This window comes from Flavobacterium sp. KMS (assembly GCF_000813005.1).
Taxonomy (GTDB): Bacteria; Bacteroidota; Bacteroidia; order Flavobacteriales; family Flavobacteriaceae; genus Flavobacterium.
Window position 1 is genome coordinate 88,575 of the sequence record NZ_JSYP01000018.1, and the last position, 22,009, is coordinate 110,583.

General features: G+C 32.9%; 17 protein-coding genes. All 17 read right to left on the minus strand.

Features of this window, described 5'->3' with window-relative positions; genetic code table 11:
• Positions 1-6: 6 nt before the first annotated feature.
• Positions 7-273 carry a hypothetical protein gene (locus OA93_RS17475; protein WP_039114872.1) on the minus strand — a complete coding sequence of 89 codons (267 nt, stop codon included), beginning with the start codon at positions 271-273 and terminating at the stop codon, positions 7-9.
• Positions 266-805, minus strand: a complete 540-nt coding sequence (locus OA93_RS17480; protein ID WP_039114873.1) for a DUF420 domain-containing protein — start codon at positions 803-805, stop codon at positions 266-268. The genes OA93_RS17475 and OA93_RS17480 overlap by 8 nt, the downstream gene beginning before the upstream one ends.
• A 1-nt stretch (position 806) precedes the next feature.
• Positions 807-1,496: an SCO family protein gene (locus tag OA93_RS17485; RefSeq protein WP_039114874.1), complete on the minus strand. Its 690-nt coding sequence runs from the start codon at positions 1,494-1,496 to the stop codon at positions 807-809.
• A 12-nt stretch (positions 1,497-1,508) separates the two neighbouring features.
• Complete coding sequence (locus tag OA93_RS17490; RefSeq protein ID WP_039114876.1) at positions 1,509-2,150, minus strand: hypothetical protein; 642 nt, start codon at positions 2,148-2,150, stop codon at positions 1,509-1,511.
• A gap of 77 nt (positions 2,151-2,227) precedes the next feature.
• Positions 2,228-2,578 carry a cytochrome C oxidase subunit IV family protein gene (locus OA93_RS17495; protein ID WP_039114877.1) on the minus strand — a complete coding sequence of 117 codons (351 nt, stop codon included), beginning with the start codon at positions 2,576-2,578 and terminating at the stop codon, positions 2,228-2,230.
• Between the two features lie 18 nt (positions 2,579-2,596).
• Entirely contained in the window at positions 2,597-3,577 is a 981-nt protein-coding gene (locus tag OA93_RS17500; protein ID WP_039114878.1) for a cytochrome c oxidase subunit 3, read from the minus strand.
• Positions 3,578-3,619: 42 nt separating this feature from the next.
• Positions 3,620-4,207, minus strand: coding sequence for a cytochrome c oxidase subunit 3 (locus OA93_RS17505; protein WP_039114879.1), 588 nt, complete (start codon positions 4,205-4,207; stop codon positions 3,620-3,622).
• A 2-nt stretch (positions 4,208-4,209) separates the two neighbouring features.
• Entirely contained in the window at positions 4,210-5,112 is a 903-nt protein-coding gene (gene cyoE / locus OA93_RS17510; protein WP_039114881.1) for a heme o synthase, read from the minus strand.
• A 157-nt stretch (positions 5,113-5,269) separates the two neighbouring features.
• Positions 5,270-7,393, minus strand: a complete 2,124-nt coding sequence (locus tag OA93_RS17515) for an energy transducer TonB (protein WP_039114883.1) — start codon at positions 7,391-7,393, stop codon at positions 5,270-5,272.
• A 21-nt stretch (positions 7,394-7,414) separates the two neighbouring features.
• Positions 7,415-8,158 (minus strand): deoxyribose-phosphate aldolase, encoded by a 744-nt coding sequence (deoC, locus tag OA93_RS17520; RefSeq protein WP_039114884.1) that lies wholly within the window; start codon positions 8,156-8,158, stop codon positions 7,415-7,417.
• 174 nt (positions 8,159-8,332) lie between these two features.
• Complete coding sequence (locus tag OA93_RS17525; protein ID WP_240474753.1) at positions 8,333-8,719, minus strand: VanZ family protein; 387 nt, start codon at positions 8,717-8,719, stop codon at positions 8,333-8,335.
• A complete protein-coding gene (gene gcvH, locus OA93_RS17530; RefSeq protein WP_039114886.1) occupies positions 8,712-9,092 on the minus strand; it encodes a glycine cleavage system protein GcvH in 381 nt (126 codons plus the stop codon). Before gcvH ends, OA93_RS17525 begins: the two co-directional genes overlap by 8 nt.
• Before the next feature lie 87 nt (positions 9,093-9,179).
• Positions 9,180-16,403: a cell surface protein SprA gene (gene sprA, locus OA93_RS17535; protein ID WP_039114888.1), complete on the minus strand. Its 7,224-nt coding sequence runs from the start codon at positions 16,401-16,403 to the stop codon at positions 9,180-9,182.
• 30 nt (positions 16,404-16,433) lie between these two features.
• Complete coding sequence (gene ruvA / locus OA93_RS17540; protein ID WP_035617819.1) at positions 16,434-17,015, minus strand: Holliday junction branch migration protein RuvA; 582 nt, start codon at positions 17,013-17,015, stop codon at positions 16,434-16,436.
• Between the two features lie 82 nt (positions 17,016-17,097).
• Positions 17,098-19,389: an NADP-dependent malic enzyme gene (locus OA93_RS17545; RefSeq protein WP_039114890.1), complete on the minus strand. Its 2,292-nt coding sequence runs from the start codon at positions 19,387-19,389 to the stop codon at positions 17,098-17,100.
• Positions 19,390-19,569: 180 nt separating this feature from the next.
• A complete protein-coding gene (locus OA93_RS17550) occupies positions 19,570-19,995 on the minus strand; it encodes a CBS domain-containing protein (protein ID WP_039114892.1) in 426 nt (141 codons plus the stop codon).
• Between the two features lie 257 nt (positions 19,996-20,252).
• The coding region (locus tag OA93_RS17555; RefSeq protein ID WP_039114894.1) for an OmpA family protein at positions 20,253-22,009 on the minus strand (1,757 nt) is incomplete at its 5' end.

Consider the following 22,009-nt stretch of genomic DNA (forward strand, 5'->3'; position numbering starts at 1 on the left):
TCTAGTTTACGCGTTCTTCTTTTTAGACTGATACATTCTGAAAATCAAATAGCCAATTACAGCAACAAGTAAATAAGGAACTACCATAAGGTAAACAATTCCATCATTTACTGCTTCAGCTTGCTTAGTATTTTCATCTCCGCCCAGAGCAGCGCGACACATTGCGCATTGTGCATTGACAGATAAATTAAAGAAAAAAATAACCAACAAGAAACTAATCTTTGCTAGTCTAGAAACACCTTGTTTCTTGTTGTTTGTATTTATATTAAACATAATAAGGGGAAATCATTAAATAAACAATTACTCCGGTAATAGCAACATATAACCAAAGCGGGTATGTGATTCTTGCAATTTTTCTGTGCTTGTCAAATGTATTTGCGATTGCACGAACATACGTTATTAAAACCAATGGAACAATTGCAATAGATAATAAAATATGTGAGATCAGAATAAAGAAATATACATATCGAATTGCACCTTCTCCACCAAATTTGGTAGAATCTGATGTCATATGATATGCAATATACATTACCAGAAACGCTAACGAAAGTGCAATTGCCATAGTCATTAAACGTTCGTGAAGCTTACGATTTCCTTTTTTGATAGCCATTACAGCAATAATCAAAACTAATGCTGTAATACCATTTATTGTAGCATAAATAGGCGGCAAGAAAGAAAGCGGCTCAACATTATATCCAAAATCTTTAAGTTTAACTCCAAATAAAATAGCAACTACAACTGGAATTACGATTGAAACAAGTATGATATACTTATTGTATTTTTTTTCTAATGAATTATCCTCCATCTTACTCTTCTAATAATATATTAATGTCTTGTTGTATATCTCTAACTCCTTTTTTATCTAATCCGTCATAATAAAGAATTGGATTTCCAAAATCATCTTTACGACAACGAATATTACCGTTTTTGTCAATCAAAGCAAATAAACCAGAATGTTCAAATCCTCCGCTTACTTTACTATTTGCTCCAGCATATAGATTAAATCCTTTATTAGATAAATCCATGATAACATTTTTATCTCCTGTCAAAAAATTCCAATTAGAAGATTTAACTCCAAGCATTTTAGCATGATCTTTTAATACTTGCGGCGTATCATGAGCAGGGTCAATAGTTATAGATACTATTCCGAAGTTAGGATTCCCGAAAAACTTTTTCTCGATTTCTAACATACTCAAATTCATCTTAGGACAAATTGATGGACAAGTGGTAAAGAAAAACTCCAGAACATATACCTTTCCTTTATACGTTTCATTTGAAATTTTAACGTTATCCTGATTTGTTAATTCAAATTTAGGAGCTGGTCCAATTTTTACTAATTTACCATCATCCTTCACTTCTTTTGCATTAACACTATCCAAACGACTCCCTTTTACAACAGTATCATTTTTTACTCTATCGATAATTTTAGGAATAGCATAAATACCAAAAATCAATATTATAAATGAGATTCCGATATATGATTTGTTTTTAAACATGGCAATATAATTTTAAAGTTGTTTGGTTGCATTATGATTCTTCTTAAGGGCCGCACGATACTCGTAAAGGATTATCTTAAAATCATCGAGCATTTCGTTACTTAGTTCAGATGGATGAAAAGTATTATATCCTTCCTTGTAATCTTTCTTTTCTTTTCTACCTCTTAAATTACGTCCCTTATCAACAATAAAGACATTAGGCGTACCTAGATGCTGATCTAGTTTTCCAACTAAATGCAATTGATTATAATACGTATTGATTTCGTCTGGAGATGCAAAAACAAAATGCCATTGTGATACGTCTGTAAATGCTGCTAAAGCATCTACTACTTTACGAGTATCTTCTTCAGTTCCCAAAGGACAAATTACAACAAATTGTAAATCTTGAAAAGTGTGATAGCGTTGGTAAATTTTTTCGTTTAAATTAAAATAATTTCCACGATTTTTTAAAATCTCAGTTCCAGAAAAACCGAGTATTGTTATTTTGTTATCCAGACTTACTTTTTCACCTCTCAAGGATTCCCAGTTTCCTAAGTCGGCAACTTTAGGTGTTATAACAGGCAAAGTAGTAAAACCATTCACGCCAGAAGCAAAAAAGAGATAAGCAACTATAGGCAAAACGAAGAGAACGAAAAGGACTATATTTTTTTTCATTATAGAAGGGAAAAATTTAAAGTACAAAAATAAAAAAAGGTACGCAATGCGTACCCTCTTTTTGAATTAATATCATGTTAAAAATTCCATTTAATAGTAGAATCTTTAAAAACCCCATAAATATAATGTCCTTCAGTTAAAAGAATAAACAATAAATATAAAACTAGGAAAATAACCGTTGAAACTACAGACCATCTTAGGCTGCTTTTTTCACCTTCCATGTGCATAAATGCCCATACTATATAATAAGCTTTATATATTGTTAAGATATAAAATATCCAATTCAATAAATTTAAACCTATAAAATGATTAAACTCTAATACTCCTGGCTTGTAGATTCCTAAAATAACCTCTACTGTTGTTACAGCTGATAGTAGTGCAAAAACGAACCAGATTCTTTTTGTATGTGATACATATTCGTGTGACATAATAATATAGATCTAAAATTAAACTAAGTAGAAAACCGTGAATACAAATACCCAAACTAAATCGACAAAGTGCCAGTATAAACCAACTTTCTCTACCATTTCGTAGCTCTTTCTTTTTTCATAAGTACCTAACAATACATTAAAAAAGATAATGATGTTGATAATAATCCCAGAAATCACGTGAAATCCGTGGAAACCTGTAATAAAGAAAAAGAAATCAGCAAATAATTTATTTCCGTATTCGTTTCTAACCAAATTAGCACCTTCTACAACGTAATGTGCCTGACTTAATCTCAATTCAGACTCTTCTCTAGAAAGAACAGTTTTTTTCTTTTCCTTAGTAAGGACTTCTGTTCTTACTAACAATTCAGGATGTGCTTTAAAACCCGCTTGAACTTCGGCAACAGAATATGTTGGCAATGTTTCTGCATCGCTCATAAACCATTTTCCTTTGTCTCTAGTTAATGCTTCTCTACCTTCTGGTAATTTTACTGCAAAATCTGCAAGAGCAACACGTTTCCCGTCTTTATCAACAAACTGAAGTAAACTTCCTCCTTTTGTTTCAACAGCTCCGTATTCACCTTTGATAAAATTTTTCCATTCCCAAGCTTGTGACCCAACGAAAATCAAACCTCCAATAATAGTTAAAAACATATATACTGCAACTTTGCTTTTTTTCATTTGATGTCCTGCATCAACAGCCAAAACCATTGTTACAGATGAAAAAATCAAAATAAATGTCATTAATGCGACATAATACATAGGTGCAGGAACACCATGCATAAAAGGGAAGTGAGTAAACACTTCATCAGCCAATGGCCAAGTTTCAATAAATTTAAATCTAGAAAAACCATAAGCCGCAAGAAATCCAGAGAACGTTAAGGCATCCGATACGATAAAAAACCACATCATCATTTTACCATAACTTGCTCCTAATGGCTCATTGCCGCCTCCCCAAGTTTTTTCTTCGTTATTTGCAGTAGTAACTGTCGCTTCCATAAAAGATATTCGTTAAAAAGTTCCCAAATTTACGTTTTTTTCTTATTTAAAGAAATATAAAAATAAAAATAAATAGACCCACAAGAAATCAAGAAAGTGCCAGTACATTGCACCTAGTTCTATTCCAAGAGTTTGAGTCGAATTGTATTTCTGTTTAAAATGATTATAAATAATAACTAAAAGAGAAATAATCCCTCCAGCTAGGTGAAACAAGTGTGTAACCGTTACAACATAAAGAAAAGTAGTCGTTATAGAACTCTCCGCTCCTGTAAAATAATAGCCATCTGCAACGATTTGTTCAAATCCTGCAAACTGTAAAACCACAAATAAAATTCCTAATGCTAAAGTAGTCAAAAGTAAGTTAGTTGTCGCTTTTCTATTGTCTTTTTGAATAGCTCTTTTAGCTAAATAAAAAGTAACACTACAACCAATAATCACTAAAGTACTATAATAAAACGCTGAAGGCAGCTGAAAATCCTTCAACCAGTCGGTTCTTGACTTACTAACCACAAACGCACTGGTAAGCCCAGCAAACATCATGGTCATACTAACCATTGCGAACAATAAAATCAATTTAGATGACTTAGCGCTTCTTGCTCTATCTTCATCTTTTGTCATTGTCATTTCCATAACTATCTTAAAAATTTATCAAATATAAAAATCAACTGCAACAAGGTAATATAAGAAACACTCACCAGCATCAATGTTCTAGCTGCTTTAGCCGTTCTTAATTTATACAGACGAACTGCATAAAACAACATCCAAAGCCCTAATAAGAACACTAAAATTGCCGCTATTGGCGTAATAAACAATTTACCTGTATATCCTAAAGATGGCAAAAGCGATGCTACAATAAGCCAAATCGTATATAATATAACCTGTAATACAGTTCCTTTGTCTTTCTTCCCTGTTGGAAGCATAAAAAATCCCGCTTTTTCGTAATCCTCATACAAGAACCAACCAATAGCCCAAAAATGAGGAAATTGCCAAAAAAACTGAATTAGAAATAATGTTCCTGCTTCAATACCGAAATCTCCTGTAGCTGCAACCCATCCTAACATAAATGGTATCGCTCCTGGAAAAGCACCTACAAAAACAGACAAAGAAGTCACTGTTTTTAATGGTGTATAAACACTGGTATATAAAAAAATCGAAATCGCACCAAACATTGCTGTTTTAGGATTGATTGTATAAAGTAAAGTTAATCCAATAATTGTAAGTAAAGACGCTACAAGCAAAGCAACTTTAGGCGACATTCTTCCTGAAGGAACTGGACGATTCTTTGTTCTGTCCATTAAAGCATCAAGGTCTTTCTCGATAACTTGGTTATAAGCATTTGAAGCTCCTACCATACAATATCCTCCAATTGCTAAAACTAAAAGTACCGACCATTGAAATGGATGTTGATCATCAAAACCAAGTAGGTAACCAGCTATCGAAGAGAACAAAACACTTACGGCGAGTCCTGCTTTTGTGATTTCTTTGAAATCATTAAAAATAGATTTGAGTGAAAGTGTATTTTGTGTTGCGTCCAATGCGTTGTTATTTTGGTTTTTTCAAAACTGGTGCAAATGTACAAATTAGATTGCAGAATTTAGGACGATAAAATTACATTTTTTCAATAGAAAGCACTAAACATGCTTCAATTTCACGATAAAACCGAATCATCTGCAAAAAATCTTACTAAATATTTTAATAATCAAAATACCAATTAAAGACATCTGCTCTTAATCCTAAAGTAAACCATGTTGTACTTTGTTTAAAATTTGCCGCAGTATCTTTAGTCGGATCAAAGTTTCTATAAATTAAACTTCCAAAGAATTTTAAGTTTGTAGCTGGATTAACTAAATAACCCGCCTGAATGTCGGTAATAAAAACCGATGTTTTATTCCCTTGCCCAACTTCTACACCTGTATTATAAGGTCTTTTTACATCATAACTCTTATAAATATCCGATCCATAATTAAATGAATCTTCCGCAGTATCAAAATCCAAACCTCTGGTTCCAACCGTAATTTTTGCATCTGCAAAATACCTTCCTTTATGATAACGAGCAATAGCTATAAATTCGCTAAAATTACCTCCCCATTGATGCCCAATACTTTGATTATTATGACCATAATTTGTTATAACAGCGCTATGAGAATACACATATGGGCGCACATGATTATACTCTAATTGCATCAATAAATTAGGCACATGAAATGCATTATAATACTTAGCTCCTAACTGATATCCAAATTTATTCTTCCAGCTTTTTTCTCCACTTCCCATATCACCAACTGAAAATTCATCCAGAAGAAATTGTCCATACAAATTAATTTGATTATTCCATTTATACTTTGCAGTTAAACCAAGTAAAGCATTACCGCTTCTAGAAGAAGAAGCAAACTCAACCGATCTGTAAAAAATAATCGGATTAGCAAAAGCCATATCAAAACCACGGTCATTACTATTGGTCCAGATTACAGATTCAAAGAAACCTAAGTTTAATCTATTTGTAACATTTAAACTCAAATAATGGTTTGCCATATATTTACTGGCATAAGTTTTATCTACTGTTGCGTCGGGTCTAACATCTTTAAGAAACATATAAGTATTGGTATACTTTATTTTCCAAAAAGTAGTATTCATTTTAAAATACGGATATGGACTTGCTCCATCGCTCTCTAATAAAGAACGATATCCGTCTCCTATAAAATTTCTTCCATAACCTAATTGAAAATCAAAAATTTTACCTGGCTTATAAGTCAAATTTGCTTCCGCAGAAGGAAAATCATAGCCATCTGTTTTAAAAGCTTTAGCAATTCCAATTCCAGGAATTACAGCAGGATTCCCACCCGAAGGCTTTATTGATTCAGCATAACTATTATAATAATCTGCAAATCTTCCCTGACTTTCAAAAACTGTCGTAGTAAAATTAAGATGCTTACCTAGACCACCTCTAAAATTAAGCGCTCTTGTATTTACATAAGTATAAGAAATATCACTTTTTGTATCCTTACCTACTTGTAAATCTACAATAGCGTTTAATGTAAACCAATATCCCTCTCCTTCTATTTCGACTAAACTTTCATTCCAAAGTTTACGCCCCCACCAACCAGAAACATTCTTTTTAAGCGATTCATTCACCGCTTTAAGATTATAATATTTTGAAACTTCGGCATATGTGTATGGCTTTGAAGCTGTGTGATTATTACTCCCCACTTTATTTAAAGCACCATCAAATTGGGCGTAATAACTATGAGAAAAAGGAATATTTAAATTACTTTCAAACTCTGGATTTGTATATTTTTTATAAACAATACTATCCAATTCTGTCATAGGTGCAGTATCAGGTTTAATAATTTTTGACGCTGCTATCGCTTCCTCAGAAATTTGCCCTGCCGTTTTTAATGGTATATTAATTACGATCGTATATTTAGAATACGTTGGCTTTCCATCATAAGTAGACGGCTTAATTTTAGGAAATGTAGCAAAAACACGTTTTGTTTCCTGAACTAATTCATCATTATTAGCATTAACATATATAACCTTAAATTCTCCATTTCTATCCACTTCAAAAAGGACTTTTACATCACCTTTATAATTGTTCTGTTTTAAATTTGAAGGAATTTGAAAATTTTTAAATACAAAATCCTGAACCTCGCTATAGAAACAATTTTCTAAAGCTTTTGATTTTAAATTCTCGCAAGTTGGAAAAATTGGAAATTCTTCAGAAGTAAAACTAGACTTAACAGTTAAATTATTTGCTTCTTGAGAAGCAGCCATTAAAGAGTAAAATACTATAATAAAAGTCAAAAAACCTTTGTTCATACGGTGGTTTTGGTTGTGAATTTAATATTGGTTTTGTGAAGTTTCTCCGTTTGCAATTGCTTTGGCATTTGAAGTTCCTATACGCTTCACTCCAAGATTAATCATTTCGACAGCCTCATTATATGACCTTACCCCACCAGCAGCTTTTATAGGAAGCGGCGAAGCATTTTCAAGCATCATTATAATTGTTGGAACTGTTGCTCCATTTGGCAAATTATTTTCTGTTTTATAAAAGCCAGTTGATGATTTTACAAAAACAGAAAAATAATCATTTTCATCAAAATTTTGAATGATTATGTTTTTTATTAATGCCGACAGCTGTATAATTTCGGTATCGTTAAGTGCTGCGACTTCTATAATCCATTTCACAACTTTTTTATTGGTCAATCCCAAACGTGTACATTGCAAAATCTCATTTTTTACTAAATCAATTTCCCCGTTTTTAAAAGCTTCATAATTACATACAAAATCTAAATCATCAGCTCCGTTTTGTATTGCTACATTTGCTTCCGCAAGCTTTGCTTCTAAATTTGATTTCCCTTCAGGAAAATCGATCACAGTACCTATCAAGAGATTTGATTCTGCCTTCGAGATCATTTCTTTCGCCAAACTAACTTTATCCGGACGAATCATTATCAATTTGAAACGCTCAGTTATAGCCTCTTCAATTGCATCTTTAACTATCTGTGTATTTTCTGCTTCAGTCAAATTAGCTTGCTCAGCAGTTTTTAAATATGTTGAATCTAAGTATTGTCTAATATTCATGGGTATAATAAATTAATTGTATTAAATCCTGGTTGGCAAAAATACATTTTATATTGAGATAAGTTTGGTATAAACTGTTACTTTTAATTAAGCCTAAACAAAGTACAATCACTAACATAAATATTACATTACCAAAAACATTAAAAACAAAAAATCCCACCGAAGTGGGATTTATTAATTTACTATTTTAGAGATTAGCTTATTAAATAGTAGCACCGCAATTATTGCTGATGTTGCTCCAATTGCATTCGCTAAAAAATCCATCATGTCGGCACTTCTTGTTAAAGTATATCTACTTTGCAAAATCTCTATTGCAAGTCCGAAAAAAATCGAAAAAACAAAAGAAACAAGTAACGGCTTATAATTATCTATGCTATTAAATTGTTTTTTAAAAAACAAAAACCATAGTATTGTAAAACCAAAATGAAAACAAAAATGAACTAATTTATCTATGTAAGGAATTTTTATTGTTGGGATATTACTTGACTCTGTTAAACAAAGAAAAACGATAATCCCTGTCCACAATAAAGCCAAACATAAAAAAAATATTTGTTTAAGCACCTATTAATTCTTTATAAGCTTCATCAGATAATAGAGAATCTAATTCTGATGTATTCGAAATTTTAATTTTAATCATCCATCCAGCTCCGTAAGGATCTGAATTTACTGTTTCTGGAGCACTTTCTAAACTGTCATTAAAAGCAATAATCTCTCCTGATAATGGCAAAAATAAATCCGAAACTGTTTTTACAGCTTCAACTGTTCCAAAAACTTCGTCTTTATCAAGCGTTTGATCTAAAGTTTCTACTTCAACATAAACAATGTCTCCTAATTCTTTTTGAGCAAAATGAGTAATTCCTACTGTTGCAACGTCACCTTCAATGCTAACCCATTCGTGATCCTTTGTGTACTTTAAACTTGTTGGTATATTCATAATAAATACTTATTGATAATTGATAATTGAATTTTAATAGGGCAAATGTAACAATCTTCTAATCAAATCCACTTTAGAATCTGAAATTTAATTTCCAAAATTATATCTAATTGTAAATCCTGATCGAATATTCGTTAAAGGATACGTGGTCGAAATAACTGCTTTAGAAAATGAATGATCATAATAAAAAATTGCCGTTAGATTCTTGCTAAATGAATAATCTGCGGTAATTTTTACAGACCAAATATTCTGTCCTGCAGCAAGTTGGTTATTATCATAATCTAGATAACGCACCATGGTCTTGTTATTTCGATATGACAAATCTCCTTTTATATTAATATCACTTTTTATAACTCCTGTAGGACTATCAGCCAATGTCGATGAAAAAATCACATCTTTAATACGATATCCTAAACCTATTATATACTCCATCCCTTTAACTTCGGTCAATAGATTGTTATCAAAACTCATCGACAATGCTCTGTCTTTTTTAATTTCAGTAAGTACTTTCAACGAACTTTTCAACTCAAAATCCATTCTAATAAGCGGACTAAATTGCTCTACTAAATTGACATTAGACATAATTGTCGAATTATAGAAATTCTCAGTATCTGGATCTTTTTCTCCTGGATGTTGATCATATTTAAAATTAGAACGATATTGGTTAATCGTATAAGATGCTCTATAATTATGCTGTAAAGAGAAACGCTTAAATTTATCTTTAAAGTACTTATAACGCATCAATCCATTGTACTTTATACTCCAGTTTGGAAGTGGAAAGTTTCTAAAAATACCCGTCGAGCTTTTTGATGCATCACCTCCTGAATAGGCTGCCAAAAACGAAGGAAGTAAAACTGCCTGATTACTTTTTGTATATCCTATTGGATATCCCTCATTTGACATATAAATATTCCTCAAAGGATATTTAGGATCTGTTGGGTTAGTTGGAATAGGATTATTTGCATCTCCATATCTTGGAATTTCAACTCCTGAACCATAGTAGCCCTCTGCCAAACGATTTGCAATTATTAAACGATTACTTCTAAAATCATCAAATGCCGATGATGAATTTTCATCGCTTGTAGCAAATGATGTTTTTATTAAAATCGTCGAGATTGAGAAAATACCATAATTATACGGCGATCTTGCATGATATAATCCTGTTTCATCAACATCATATTGTTCAGAGAAATTTGCTGAATAGGCACGATCTGCACTCAAATCAATTTTTAAATCTGGCAATAAATCAATATTCGCAGTAGCTTTAAACATCTTGTTTGTTACTTGCGAGAAGTTCTGATTAAAATCCTGATAGTTTGTTAACCAACCATTTTTAGCAGCTTCATAACGCACATCATCCTGACTTCCGAAAATAAAACCTAAAGATGGTCGAGATGAACCTAAGAATCCAACGCTTGGTGTATACCCTGGTAAAACAGTTCCGCTATTAATAGTATAGTTTACCTGAATATTTTTTATACTAGTTAGTACTCCCATTAAACCATCATGAAATGCACTATTTACAACCAATGGTTGGTTTGTATTTACTACTTTCTCTCCTGGTTTTGGTACAGTTGGTTTAGCCTTAGGAACTTTTGCACCTCCCTTATTATTAAGCCCCAAATACTTATAAAGCGTATTCATATTCATGGTCGCCGTAAATGTATTCGAATTTGCATTCTGAACTGTATTCCCTAAATCATAAAAATTACCACTTCCATCCTCATAACTAGACAATGCCTCTGAAGTACGTTGCCAGCTATAATCTCCCGTATAGGAATAATTTGCTTTTAAGAATCCTAATACAGGAATCTTATATAATGGAATTTCGTAATTTAAAATCAATTGTTGCATATGCTGATTTGGCGTACCCATGTCCCAATAGCTATCCCAAATACTAAAGTTCTCAATTGGCTCATTATCAGCATTCATATAATTTTTAACAATATTATTAGATGATGCTGTATAATTTATTTTTAATGATTTCGTAAGATTAAAATTAAAACCATACTGATAATTAAAAGCAAAGTTTCTTCTATACATTGGATCCAATCCAATACCTTCAACATTTTCTACTTGTCTAAATTCCTGACGATTATATTGTCTTATAATATTAGTATTAAACGAGATATTAGATGGCAAATAATTAAAATTAAAATCGCTTAACAATTTCCAATAGTCACTCTTCTTAAAGAATTTATTTTTCTTAAGCGGTTCAATTGTCTTTGGCTGAAAGCTGTATGCATAATTTACAGTTGTACTAGACTGTTGATCTCGGTAACTCGCAATTTCATAATCATGACGTTGCACTTCATTATATGATTGCGAGAATGTAAAGTTTTCAGGGTCATAAACGTGTGGTTTTTGCTCTGGCGCTCTATCTTTTCTAACTCCAATAAAGTTGATGCTTCTACGCTTTGTATAATCAATTGCACGGTTTTTTATATTATCTCTTTCGGCAGCATCTGTCGTTACATCCAATAACTGTTTCAATTTAATATCTTCATTAAATGGATCATATTCTGGCGTAATTACTTCTTCTCCAACAGCATAATTAAATGGTAAATTAATTCCCCATTTAGGCGGTAATAACTTACCTAAATTCAAATTAGTTACGATATTGTATTGTTGTATATCCTCTCTACTTCTTTCATTCGGTCCTTGTTCCAGAGATCCAAATCCTATAGTACTTTTTCTACCTGTTGCAGAAACCGTAGCAAAATCGGCAAAATTAGTATCTAAATTTAAGATTGCGGCCATACCTCCTTTATTGTCCATCTCGGCAAGACGCAACTCATTAAACCAAACTTCTCCTTTAATATCCTGATGTGTTTCTGTATTCTTCACACCAACCATTAAATTCCTAACCAATCCAAAGTTCGGATTTCCTTTTATCCCTAATCGCAAAGTACTATCTCCATCACCATCTGGCTTGGTTATATCATCATCCGGATAATAAATTCCATCAAGAGGAAGTGTATTTGGGTCAATTTTCATCGCCTCAATTTTCATTTGTGTCAATAATGACAATGCCAAATCAATATTATTTTCTTCTGGCCAAACAACTTCTGGGCTTAAAGGAGAACAATCTGAACCTGACGTAGAAACCGGAATAGTAACTTTTAAAGGAATTTCTATTTGGTAGAAATTCTGAGTAAAGTCATTTCCAAAACGGATAAAACCTACCATTTGTCCATTTTGCAACACCTGTTCATTTGGTAATGATTCAGCATGTAAAAACATTTTCAATCTGTTGTATTGACGCATATCAACACTTACGTTTTTAAATACAGCTCTGGAATCTTTTGGTTGCAATCCATTTCCAGCAACTCGTAATGCTAATGCCTGTTCGTTTTGATTAATAATTGTATTATTATTATATAATTGCTCACGCGCTACTCCTGGAGGAGAAACATAATTTACTGGACATCTAGTACTATTTTCTTCAATATTTACAGCAGAAACATCGAAAGTCGTATTATCATCTTCTACATTAACATCAGCAGGATCTAATGTATTTGTATATCTTCTCCACTCTCCTCTTACCAAATCTAATGCTCCAAAACGAACTGTAACATCACTTTCAAATCCTGTCATAAACATTCTCATGAAACGGATTGATCTAAAATCTGATATATTACCAATTGTATTTTGAGGTTGCGAAACTGGAATTTTAAACTGAATCCATCTAGCAGCAGTTACTGCTCCATTTACCATAGTCACTTGGGTATTTTTTATATCTGTAATATAATTTTGCCCTATTTCCATATTTGGCTTAATATCGATGCTATACTCATAATAAGCATTAATCGTATTCATGGTATTATCTCTGTTGATATCCTCAACATCAGGAAGTGTTGTCGAAGCTCTATTTGCGTCGTTTATATTTACATTCGAGTTTCCTTCAACACCGTTATAATTCTTGTAACGATCTAAAACACCACCATCAGCATTTAAGTAATAGGTATAATTATCCGCGGCTGGGTCATTTGTTGAGGCAAAATTATTATAAACTGCCCCTTCTCTAGCATCTGGTAAACCATCAAGACCTACATCCTGATTGGCTCTATTACCGCTATCGTTGTCAAATGCGTAAATTAAAGATTGCGATGCTGGAACATCTCCCCACATAGGCTGAGGATTAACCACAATCTGACCTGGTCCTAAACCATTTTCATATTGTTTTCTTCCATCTTTTAAAATATCTTCTGAAATCTCTCCTAAGTTAAAGTAAACCTTACCTGTATTGGTTTGATCTGTTTCTCCTGCTCCCACAAATGGATCTAATACCCAAAACTGAATATATTCAACATTTCCTTGTTCAAAATCGGTTGAGCTCAAAGCACGCATTATCCCTCCAAAATTATCTTTTGGGTTTGTGGCATAATTTAAATTATTATTATAAGGTCCTCTTTCTGATGGGTAGTAAGTTAAATCCAATGTGTTTACCACTTGCGATTGTCCTTGTGCAATATCAGTTAATGGATACAACTCATCACTATAAATTCTACGGGTCGAGTTTAATGATAAATCATCATTACTTATCCCTGATGGTTTAGAAGAATAAAAAACCGGATCAATTGTGTACCATGCTAGTTTTGCTCTTTTAAAACCATAACTCATATCATTGGCTTTGGCATTAAAATTATAGGTACTTACAGCATTCTCCTCTGGCGTAGATGCAAGACTCCATGCATATGCCGAACGCATATCTATTGTTGATTGCGACCCTTCAAAATCATCTACGTAAATAGTTGATTCTCCTTCAAAATTATCCGCTTTTGGAGTACCTGGTTTTAAGAAGGCTATTTCTCCTCTTAACGAAAGATTAGAAGGAACATCCGTATCTATAAATGGTAATTTATTTACTAATCGGGTAAAGAAAGGAATCTCGGTAGAGAAATTTGTATTAAAACCATAAATCATATTATTTACAGATTCCTGTCCATAACTCGATTTTTGTGTAAACGGTTTCTCTGTCATTTGTAAAAAAGTACCTCCTACAGTAAAATTCTCTGAAATTTTATGTTGTACATCTATTCCCATAAATCTTCGGGTTTGTTGTCCGAAAATAGAATTATTCTCTAATGAAATCTCTATTGGTGTATTTGATGCCTGAAGCGAAGGATCCAAAATCTGAACTCTTCCTAATTGATAGTTTACACTATAATCAATCCCCTCAACCAAAACACGTCCTCCAGCAGTAACAACTACAGAACCTTGAGGAACGTTAAAAGCTCCGATAGGAATTCCGTCACCTCCTGTTGATTTATATTTACCTCTTAATAAGAATTTATTTTTATCACTATCCTGTAAAGCTGCAGATTGTGTACTAGCATACATATTACGGAATACATACTTACTTTGATTAGGATTATAAGTACTTGTATTACGATAGTCCTCTCCTGTACTATTTGATAATTTAGAGAATAACAATTCTCCAAAAGGCTCTTTAGTTGTAAATATAATTCTACCATTTTGAGCATCCATTGTTAATCCTGGTAAGAAATCAAAAAAACCATCACCACCCGTTTGTGGGTCATTATTGTAGTTTAATTTATCCAAATTAAACACTTTAAGCAAAGGTGTTTCTTCTACTTTATTATCTGGTATAGGATTTGGAGGAAATGGTGTTCCTGAAACTGGCGTGATATAATTTATAGGAGACGGATCTGTATATAAAATATTAAACCTGAAATCTTCTTGTTTTATTTGATATGCTCCAGGAATTTGATAGATATTTTTCATCATCAAATTCCAAACCGGATTCTTAACATTTGTCAAATTGCTTTTAAGCATTTTCAAAATCAAACTTTGCGTTATGATTGCTTGATTTGAAGGATTGTTACCTGTTACTACTGTACCATCTACACCATCATTACCAAATTCCCCTACTTGGAATACCTGATCTCCCATTGTATATTCATAAGCAACTGCCAAAACCTCGTCATTTGCCAATCGTTGTTGTAACGATAAATATCCTAATTGTGGATTAAAAGTATATTCATTAGAATTTAATTTTCTTGCATTTTCTAATTTCGAATAATCCTGTCCTTCACTTACTGTAATACCATTAAATCCTGAGCTTGAAGTAACAATTTCACGAATATTACTATTCAAATAACCTGTTCCTCCTGCTATTAATTTTGGATCATATTTATTATTACTATTATTCGCTGGTGAATTTATTGGATTAAGAAACATTCCCGCTGAAGGATTAAGCACCACAACTTCACTATCTGGAACTCCTGATAATTGTGCCTCACCTAAATCCTGAAGTGCTATAACGTTTCTTAAATTGTTATTTGTAGTACTTACTCTATTTTGTTTATTAGTAATCCAAACTTCTAATCTTGTTATTTGAACTCTACTATCTATAAAAGGGTATTTTCTTAAAGACGAATCATATTTACCTCTAAAGTATTGAGATAAAAAGAAGTGCCTGTCATTATCATAATTTAAAGCATACAAATCAAAATCCTGAACTGTACCTCCACCTTCGGCTACTACACTTTTACTTTGAGATTTTTGCTCTGAGAAAACTCCCGTAATTGTAGTTTTACCAAATTGTAATTGAGCTTTTACCCCAAATAAACTTTGTGCTCCTCTTATTAAAGTACTATTAAGCGGCATACTTACGTTACCAACCTCAATTTTCTGAATGATATCGTCTTCTGATGGTGTGTATTCTAATTTTATTAAATTTTGGAATGCAAATGTTGATTGAGTATCATAATTAGCATTTACATTTAATCGAGTACCCACTTTCCCTTGTAAACTCATACTGATACGCTGATCAAAATCAAAAGAAAGATTTGATCTGTTTCTAGGAGAAAAGGAAGGATTGTCTTGTTTGGTATAACGAACTCCTAAATCTATTTCGACAGAACCAGTTGGTTTTACATCGATGGTATTACTTCCAAAAATAGATTCGAAAAGTCCAGATCTAATATAATATCTAGGTAGTAAATCTTTTTTGGCTAATTCACTTCCATCTTTTTTACCATCAATAGCATCTGCTTTTTTCTTAAAATAATCTCTTCTAGACTCTTTTAATATTAAAGCTTCGTATTCTTCTGGCGTTAAAATAATAGGATAATTAATCGAAAAATCATCTACGCTATTGGTATAGATATAGCGATCTGTAATAGGGTCGTAAGTATATGCGGAAAGAATACTTTGTGGATCTTTTATTTGTATTTTACCAACAGAATACCCTGTTTTAGTTGTATCTTGAGCTTCCTGTTTTACCTGAGCTTCCGATACAAACCCACAAAATAAAACCAGCAAAAAAATACAAATTTTATGCATATAGTCCGTGTGTTTTAAAGTACGTTTTTTTTATAAACTTTTTAAAGCCTTCTTAATTATTGACTCAACAGTCGCCTCAGGATCTTCTTTTATGATTTTTTCAACCACTTTTTCAGATGTTTTTCTGACAAATCCTAAAACTTCTAAAGCAGATAACGCTTCATCTCTGTTTGTATTGTTTTGAAGCATTGAAACTTCATCTAAATCGTACAATTTAACAATTTTTTCTTTCAAATCAAGGATAACTCGTTGGGCAGTTTTGTTCCCAATTCCTTTTATTGACTGAATTACACCCACATCTCCCGATGCTATTGCATTAATAATTTGTTTCGGATCTAATGAAGATAACATTGTTCTGGCAATATTAGCTCCAATTCCAGATACCGATAACAACATCCTGAAGATTTCTCTTTCGGATTTTTCTATAAAACCAAATAATGTATGCGCATCTTCTTTTATTTGAAGATGCGTATACAATTTTATAAAATCACTATTTGGTATTAACGAATAAGTGTGTAAAGATATATTTACATGATATCCTACTCCACCACAATCGATAACAACTTCGGTAGGCGTCTTTTCAACTAATTTTCCTTGCAAATGTGCAATCATAATATAATGTTAACAGCGCCAAATATAGTAAAATTTGAAGTAAAAATACCACAATTTTTAAACAATACTTTTTTACCTGAAATTATTTAATCAAATTATTCTTTTTAATTTCTTTTTCCTGAGCATCAATAACAGCAATAGCTGCCATATTAACCATTTCTTCTACACTTGCCCCTAATTGGAAAATATGTACTGGTTTACCCATACCTAACATTATTGGTCCTATTGAATCTACTTTATTCAATTCTTTCAATAATTTATAAGTAATATTTGCCGATTCTAAGTTAGGGAAAATAAGTGTATTAACTTTCTTTCCTGCTAATTTAGAAAAAGGAAATTTTTCTTGTAGCATTTCTGGGTTCAAAGCAAAATCAGCTTGAATTTCTCCGTCAATAACTAATTCAGGATGATTTTTATGCAAGTAAGCTACTGCTTCTCTCACTTTGGCAGCTCCTGGATTTGTCGAAGAACCAAAATTAGAATATGAAACCATTGCAATTACAGGCTCTACTCCAAACATTTTAGCTGTTTTAGCTGTCATAACAGCTATTTTAGCCAAATCATCTGCTGATGGATTGATATTAATCGCAGTATCTGATAAGAACATTGGCCCACGATTCGTCATCATCATGTTTGCCGTAGCTACAAGTGAAGCACCAGGTGCTTTCTCTATAAGCTGTAACATTGGTTTTACAACCGATGGATAACTTCTAGAATGACCTGTTACCAATGCATCTGCCTCTCCTTCATTAACCATCATTGCAGCAAAATAGTTTCTTTCGCGCATTAATTTTTGAGCATCTAGCAAAGATATTCCACGTCTCTCTCTTGTTGACCAGTAAGAAGATGCAAATTGGTTTCTTCTTTCTTCTTGATCTTTCGTTTTAGGATCAATAATCTCAACATCTGCATCAAATCCTAATTCAGCTTTAAGCTCTAGAATGATTTCTTTATTTCCTAATAAGATTGGAAAACCAATACCTTCTTCATATACAATTTGGGCCGCTTTTAATACATTTAAATGGTCTGCTTCGGCAAAAACGATTCTTTTTGGATCCATTTTTGCTCTGTTTGTAATCAAACGAACCATTTTATTGTCATTTCCTAAACGAGCCAAAAGTTCTTCTTCATACTTTTCCCAATCAGTTATTGGATTTAAAGCTACTCCAGACTCCATTGCTGCTTTGGCTACTGCCGGTGCAACTACAGTAATTAATCTTGGGTCGAAAGGTTTTGGAATTATATATTCTCTTCCGAATCCTAATTTAGTCGCTCCGTAAGCAACATTTACTTGCTCTGGAACTGACTCTTTTGCTAATGAAGCTAACGCTCTAACAGCAGCCATTTTCATTGCTTCGTTAATTTTAGTCGCTCTTACATCAAGAGCTCCTCTAAAAATATAAGGAAATCCTAATACATTATTTACTTGGTTAGGATAATCAGAACGCCCCGTAGCCATAATAACATCCTTACGAGTTGTAATAGCTAGGTTATAATTGATTTCCGGATCAGGATTTGCCATTGCAAAAACGATTGGATTTTCAGCCATTCCCAATAACATATCAGCTGTCATGATATCTCCTGATGATAATCCTAAAAATATATCCGCTCCTTTTAAAGCTTCTTCTAAACCAATTGGTTCAATATCTTTAGCATATTTTAATTGTAAAGCAGATAATGCAGGGTTATTTTTAGTTAAAAGCCCTTTACTGTTATACATTAAGATATTCTCAATTTTTACTCCTAATAAAACATACAAATCAGCACAAGCCAAAGCAGCAGATCCTGCGCCTGAAACTACCATTTTTACATCTTCTGCTTTTTTATCTGCTAACTCTAAAGCATTTATCAAAGCTGCCGAAGATATAATTGCAGTTCCGTGTTGATCATCATGCATTACCGGAATATTAAGCTCTTCTACCAATCTTCTTTCTATTTCAAAAGATTCTGGTGCCTTAATATCTTCTAAGTTAATACCCCCAAAAGTTGGAGCAATATTCTTTACGGTTTGAATGAATTCTTCAATATCTTTTGTTCCAATTTCAATATCAAAAACATCGATATCAGAAAATATTTTAAATAACAATCCTTTCCCTTCCATTACTGGTTTTGATGCTTCAGGACCAATATCTCCTAAGCCTAAAACCGCGGTTCCATTAGTGATTACAGCAACAAGATTCCCTTTTGCAGTGTATTTATATACTTCGTTTACATCTCTTGCAATTTCTAAACATGGTTCGGCAACACCTGGTGAATATGCCAAAGATAAATCTCTTTGGGTTGCATATTTTTTGGTTGGAACTACTTGAATCTTACCTGGAGTAGGCTTTGAATGGTACAATAACGCCTCGCTTCTTTTACTATCTTTATTCATTGTTTTTAGATTTTATTCTAGCTTACAAAGATATAAGACTTGGCTTAAAAAGGAAGCTTTTATATTATTCTTTTATTCTTTTATATTACTCTTTTTTCAAAAAACCAGCTTTATTTTTAATCCAAAAAAAATAACCTGAAATTAATTAGGCTATTTTTTGCTATTCTTTCATACCATATTCTATTGTGATATATAGGAATTTAAGTGATTAATGGTGTCCTTTTGAATTTCTATTATTGATTTCACAACGTCACTTATAGAAATAATTCCTACCACAATACCATTATCTACAACAGGCAAATGTCTAATTCTTTTACTACTCATTAACTCCATACAGGAGTCTAAATTATCAGACAAACTTATTGTAATCACATTGCTTTCCATGATTTCATGAACAAATGTCTCTTTTGAAGATTTATCCTTTAAGACAATTTTTCGTGCATAATCTCTTTCTGACAATATACCTTTTAGCTCTGTTCCATCTATTACTAAGATGGCACCAATGTTTTTTTCTCCCATTACTTTTAAAGCCTCGTAAACGGTAGTTGATGAAAGTACTGAATAAACTTCTTTTCCTTTCGTGCTTAGTATTTGATTAACAGTCATATCTGATATTTTTAAGAACTATAAATTTAAAAAAAAACAAGTTACGAATAACATTACTTTATCTTTTTAACTTAAAAAATTATTTAATCAGCTGTCAAAACCAGAAAAATAAAGAGTTTTATTTATTTTTATAACACATTTAGTAAATATTTACTCAACACTAACTATCTAAATATAAAACAAACAATGCCCTTTCTGAAATTTCAAAAAGAGCATTGCTTTTAAATATGGTATTTATTATTTAGATGTACTGAATATTATTCCATCGAGATGATGATAAATTCACTTCTTCTGTTCAATTGGTGTTCTGCTTCGGTGCAAGAAACTCCATCGGAACAGTGGTTTACTAATTGACTCTCGCCATATCCTTTGGCGGTTAATCGATTAGATTTAATTCCGTTTTTTATCAACCATTGTTGGGTTGATTTAGCTCTTCTGTCTGATAATGCCAGGTTGTATTTGGCTGTTTGACGACTATCGGTATGGGAGCGAATATCGATTTTCATCTTTGGGTATTGCTGCATTACTGCCAGGATTTTCTCTAGTTCGAAGGCGGCATCTTTGCGGATGATGGATTTATCTAAATCAAAATAGATGATAGGAATATTTAGTGTTTTAGCTAAATCGGTTCCTACTGTGATTGGTTTGATGCGTTTTTCTAATTTTATATTTAGCTCTGTTTCTCCTGATTGTTCTTTTATGATTACTGGAGTTTCTATGGTTTCATAATCTTCTTTGGCTACTCTTACATGATAGGTTTTGTTACAATCTACCTTAAAGCTATATGTTCCGTTTGCTGCTGTTGTTTCTTCGCCTATTGTTTTAAATTGCTCGTCGAGCAGGGTTACTTTGGCATTGTCTAGTATAGCGTTGGTTTCTTTGTCGCTTACTATTCCTTTTAGGGTTTGCTCACAGTTTAGTTTTCTTGTTTGGGTTAGTTTATAAATATCATCATTACCATTTCCTCCTTCTCTGTTGGAGGTGAAGTATCCTTTTTGGGTTTCGCTATCGATGATAAATGCAAAGTCGTCTTGTTTGCTATTTATTGGTGCGCCTACGTTTTGTACTGTTGTAAAGGTGTTATCGTTGTTGTTATCATTGATTTTGGCAACGTATACATCGAGTCCGCCTAGTCCTGGTCGTCCGTCGCTGGCAAAATATAGCTGGTTGTCGTTTGCTATAAACGGGAAGGTTTCTCTGCCTTCGGTATTGATTGTTTTTCCTAGGTTTTCTGGTTTTCCAAAGCTTTTGTCGCTGTTTATTGTTACGCTATACAAATCGGATTGGCCCAGGGTTCCTGGCATATCGGAGGCGAAGTATAGTTTTTTCTCGTCATTGCTTAGTGCGGGATGTGCGGTGCTGTACTGGTCGCTATTAAATGGTAGTTCGCTTACGTTGGTCCATTTGCCATCGATTTGTTCTGCTTTATAGAGTTTTAACAGGGTGATTTTTTGGTTGTCTTTGCCTCTTTTTCCTTCCAGGTAGTTGTTTCTTGTAAAGTACATTGTTTTTCCGTCTTTGGTGAAAACGGGTGTGGATTCATTGAATTTGGAATTGATGTTCTTTTGGAATCGCTCTGGTGTTCCTAGTGTTCCATCGGCTTTTATTTCGGCGGTGTATAGGTTGGTAAAGGATTTATTGGTCCATTTGAATGTTTTTTTGGCTATGCCTCCGGTATCTCTGGCGGATGCAAATACGAGTTTGTTGTCGTAATAGGCGCTTCCGTAATCGGTTTGGGTGGAGTTGATTTTTGCGTCGGCTATTTCGTATCGCCCTGAGTTGGCTTTTATTTGCTCGAGGTAGTTTTTATTGTTTTCGAATAGTTCTCCTCTTTTGTCGGCTGCCTTTTTTTTGTTGAAGGTATCGAGGGTTTTATCTGCTTTGGCATAATCTCCTGTGGCTTTTAGGGTTTGTGCGTAGCGGTAGTAGTACTCGGGTTCTTGTTCTGGGTTCATTTCAAAAAGGGCCTGATACCATTTGGCGGCTTTGGTTAGTTCGCCATTAAAGTAGTAGG